The organism is Variovorax sp. P4_D9, from assembly GCF_056401695.1.
In genome coordinates this window covers 1-3587 of the sequence record NZ_JBFUIU010000869.1, presented here as the reverse complement: position 1 = coordinate 3587, position 3587 = coordinate 1, and the positions used below count along the sequence as shown (strand labels likewise).

At 68.7% G+C, this 3587-nt stretch carries 4 protein-coding genes; 2 read left to right on the top strand and 2 right to left on the bottom strand.

Annotated elements, in window-relative coordinates:
* Both AC1DY5_RS47170 and AC1DY5_RS47165 read right to left on the bottom strand, forming a co-directional pair.
* The coding region (locus AC1DY5_RS47170) for an Ldh family oxidoreductase (protein WP_478121262.1) at nt 1-760 on the bottom strand (760 nt) is incomplete at its 3' end.
* Nucleotides 761-782: 22 nt separating this feature from the next.
* A complete protein-coding gene (locus AC1DY5_RS47165) occupies nt 783-1778 on the bottom strand; it encodes a Bug family tripartite tricarboxylate transporter substrate binding protein (RefSeq protein WP_478121261.1) in 996 nt (331 codons plus the stop codon).
* Nucleotides 1779-1935: 157 nt separating this feature from the next.
* Here AC1DY5_RS47165 and AC1DY5_RS47160 point away from each other — a divergent pair, with 157 nt between their 5' ends.
* Nucleotides 1936-2859, top strand: a complete 924-nt coding sequence (locus AC1DY5_RS47160) for a LysR family transcriptional regulator (RefSeq protein ID WP_478121260.1) — start codon at nt 1936-1938, stop codon at nt 2857-2859.
* 35 nt (nt 2860-2894) lie between these two features.
* Nucleotides 2895-3587 (top strand): methylglyoxal synthase (locus tag AC1DY5_RS47155; RefSeq protein WP_478121259.1); only part of this gene is annotated, 693 nt, incomplete at its 3' end.

The following is a 3587-nucleotide window of genomic DNA, read 5'->3' as shown; positions in this document are numbered from 1 at the left end:
CCTCCCGCCCCATCGCCGCGCCGCCCAGCGTGCCGGCCAGCAGACCGACGATGAGCGCCAGCCCGTAGCCCTTGTGTCCGCCGATCGGCAGCAGGAAGCCCTCGCTGGCGCGCGCCGGATCCAGCAGCGGCTGGCCTTGCCGATCGATCATCCAGCCCGGCGGCATCGGCTCGCCGCGCTTGGCCAGCGCCTTGACCTTGCCGTAGGCCGCCACCGTCGTCGCCATGTCCAGCACCACCGGCGGCTCGTCGCCGGACGGGATGCCGGCGGCGATCGGATTGGTCGACAGCAGCATCTCGGCCCCGCCCCAGGGCGGCAGGTGATTGGCGTTGCCGACCGCGAAGTACAGGCCGAGCATGTCGTGCTGGAGCGGCCGCCGCGCGTAGAGCGAGGCCGGTCCGGCGTGGTTGCTATAGCGGGTGCCGACCCAGGCCACGCCGGCGCTGCGCGCCTTCTCGATCGCGATGTCGACGGCCCGGGAGACGACGAGATGCCCCATCCCGTTGTCGCCGTCGACAACCGCCATCGCCGCGCGCTCCTGCACGATGCGAATGTCGGGATGCTTGTTGATGCCGCCGGCGTTCAGCCGCTTGAGGTACTGCGGCAGCCGGATCACGCCGTGGCCGTCGCTGCCTTGCAGGTCGGCCTCGGCCATCAGCGAGGCCACGCTGGCGGCGTCGGCCGGCGGCAGTCCGGCCTGCACGAAGGCGGCCTCGATGAAGCCCCGCAGCGCTTCGTGGGGGATCAGATTTCCGGTCATGGTGTAGGGCAGCTGCGCATGTTCATTCGGACTTGATCCCGCGCTCCTGGATCAGCTTGCGGTAGAGCTCAAACTGGGCCTTCAGGGCCTGGCTGAACTCGGCCGCAGGCATGCCGCGCGGCGTCACGCCGAGCGCCAGCAGCCGGTCCCGCAGGGCCGGGTCCGCCAGCGCCTTGGCAATCTCGGCATTGAGCCGGGCCACGATCTCCTTGGGCGTGCCCGCCGGGGCGACCAGTGCGAACCAGGAATTGAAAGTGAAGCCGGGCATGCCGGCCTCGATGAAAGTGGGAACCTCCGGGAACTGCGCCAGCCGGGCCGGGGCGGAGACCGCCAGCAGGCGCAACTTGCCGGCCTGCAGCAGCGAGACCACGGTGCCGAGGCCTTGCATGCTGGCGTCGACTTCGCCCGCGGCGGCTGCCACCGCGGCGGGCGTCGCGCCCTTGTACGGAACGTGCAGCAGTTCGATCCCCGCCCGGCCGCTGATCAGCGCCATGCCGATGTGCTGGGGGCTGCCGTTGCCGCCCGAGCCGTAAGTCAGCTTGCCCGGGCTCGCCTTGGCGGCGGCGATGAAGTCGGTCAGCGTGCGGTAGGGCGAATCGGATCTCACGACCAGGCCCCACTCGACCGTGCCGACCAGCGATACCGGATCGAAATCGGTGAGCGCGTTCCAGCTCATGTGCGGCTGCATGTTGGGGACCATCGTCAGCACGCTGTCGTTGAATCCGCCCAGCGTGTAGCCGTCGGGCGCGGCGCGCGCCACCTTCTCCGCGCCGATCAGCCCCGACGACCCCGGGATGTTCTCGATCACGAAGCCCTGGCCGAGGCCCTCGGACAGCTTCTGCATCACGACCCGGGCCGCGTTGTCGACGGCGCTGCCCGCGGCCAGCGGAATGACCAGCCGGATCGGCTTGGTCGGCCAGGCGCCTTGCGCCTGTGCTCGGCCGGGAATGGCGCAGGCGGCGGCCAGCGTGGCCAGGGCGGCCATCGCCGCACGGCGCGAACAGGGGAGGGGGGTCATGGGCGTCTCGTTGGAAGGGGTTGTTGTCTCTTGCTGTCGTCGGGGCGGCGTCGCGAACGATCGAGGCTAGGGCCGCGACGCCGGCGTTGTCCAATGCTCGTTTCGTGCGATGCCATAACATGTTGATATCGATCCAGGGTTTTCCAGAATTCCAGAGATGCACCTGCGCACCCTTGCCTACTTCGTCGCCGTGGCCGATGCCGGCAGCCTGACCGCGGCGGCTGCTGCCATACCGATTGCGCAACCCGCGCTGACGCGCCAGATGCGCGAACTCGAGTCGGAGCTCGGTGTGCAACTGCTGCAGCGGCTGCCCCGCGGCGTGCGCCTGACGCAGGCAGGCCTGTCGGTCTACGAGTCGGCGCAGCGGATGCTGGGGGAGGCGGCGCGCCTCCGGCAGACGCTGGCGCGAAGCCAGTCGATCGACAAGGAGACGGTGGTCCTCGGCGCTTCTCCCACGCTGGCCCGGCTGCTGTTGCCGGGGCTGTTCGAGAGCTGCGCCGCCCTGCTCGGCGGCATGGCACTGCGCACGCGCGAGGCCTTCACGCCCATGCTGCTGGACTGGCTGGAGCGCGGGCTGGTCGACATGGCGGTCGTGGCCAATCCGGAGTCGGGCCGCCCGCTGTCGCTGCATCACCTGGTGGTCGAACCCTTCGCGCTGATCTCGCATACCAGCATGCGCATCGCGCCGGTGGTGATGGTCAGTCAGCTGGCGCGCATTCCRCTGCTGATGACGAGCCTGCACCGCGGCATCGTCGAACGCCAGCTGCTGTCGGTGGGCAAGCGGCTCAACGTGCATTCGGAGATCGACTCGGTGGATTCGATCCGCGAACTGGTCGTGCGCGGACGCTGGGCCACGATCATGCCGATCTCGGTGTTCAAGGGCGGCAGCCGGCCGCGCTCCATCAGGATGTCGGAGATCTCCGGTGTCCAGTTGAACCGCCAGCTGATGCTGGCCACGCGGCTGCATCCGCGGCCGAATCCGGCGCTGTCGCTGGTGCAGGAACTCGTCGAATCCGAGTTCGCCCGCCTCGAGCGGGAAGGCGCGTTCAGCTTCGGCCCGACCACGCCGGAAGCGGCTTGACAAGACGGGGCCAATGCACCGAGAGTGAGTCCCCCATGAAGCTGCGATTCGGACTCATCGCCAACCGGGTGCATCGCCAGGGAAGCGATGGTGCGCTCATCGCCTGGGCCAAGACCTGTGACGAAGGCATCCGCGTTCTCGGCATGCATCTGTTCGTGGTGGGCGGCGCGTACGACGCATTGATGAGCGCGCAGATGCTGACCGGACATCCCTCGTTGTTCCGATTGCCCTCCGGGGTCGAGGGTGGCGTGATGAGGCTGGCCTCTCGCATCGCGGGCGGGCTGAAGCCGGATGACGACCTCGACGGCGTGATCTACCTGGTCGATCCGGTCGATCCGTCATCGCTCTATCCCGAGGCGCAGGCGCTGAAGCGGCAGTGCGTCATTCATGGCAAGCCCTTCGTGTCCACCTTGGCCGGTGCGGTCGAGTGGATCACCGTCGAACTTTTCCATGCCAACCTGGGCAAGACGGAACACCGGCTGCCACTGGAAGGCCGGACCGTCGCATTGATCGCCCACGATGCGCTGAAGCAGCGCATGGTGGATTTCGCCGCCCGGCATTTCGACATCCTGTCGAGCTTCGCCGCCCGCGTGGGCACGGGCACGACCGGCGGGCTGCTCAACGACATGGCATGGTCGCGCGGATGGCCTGCAGGCCAGCCCTGGGTCGAGCGCCACCTGAGCGGACCGATGGGAGGCGATGCACAGATTGCGGAGCTGGTGCTGAAC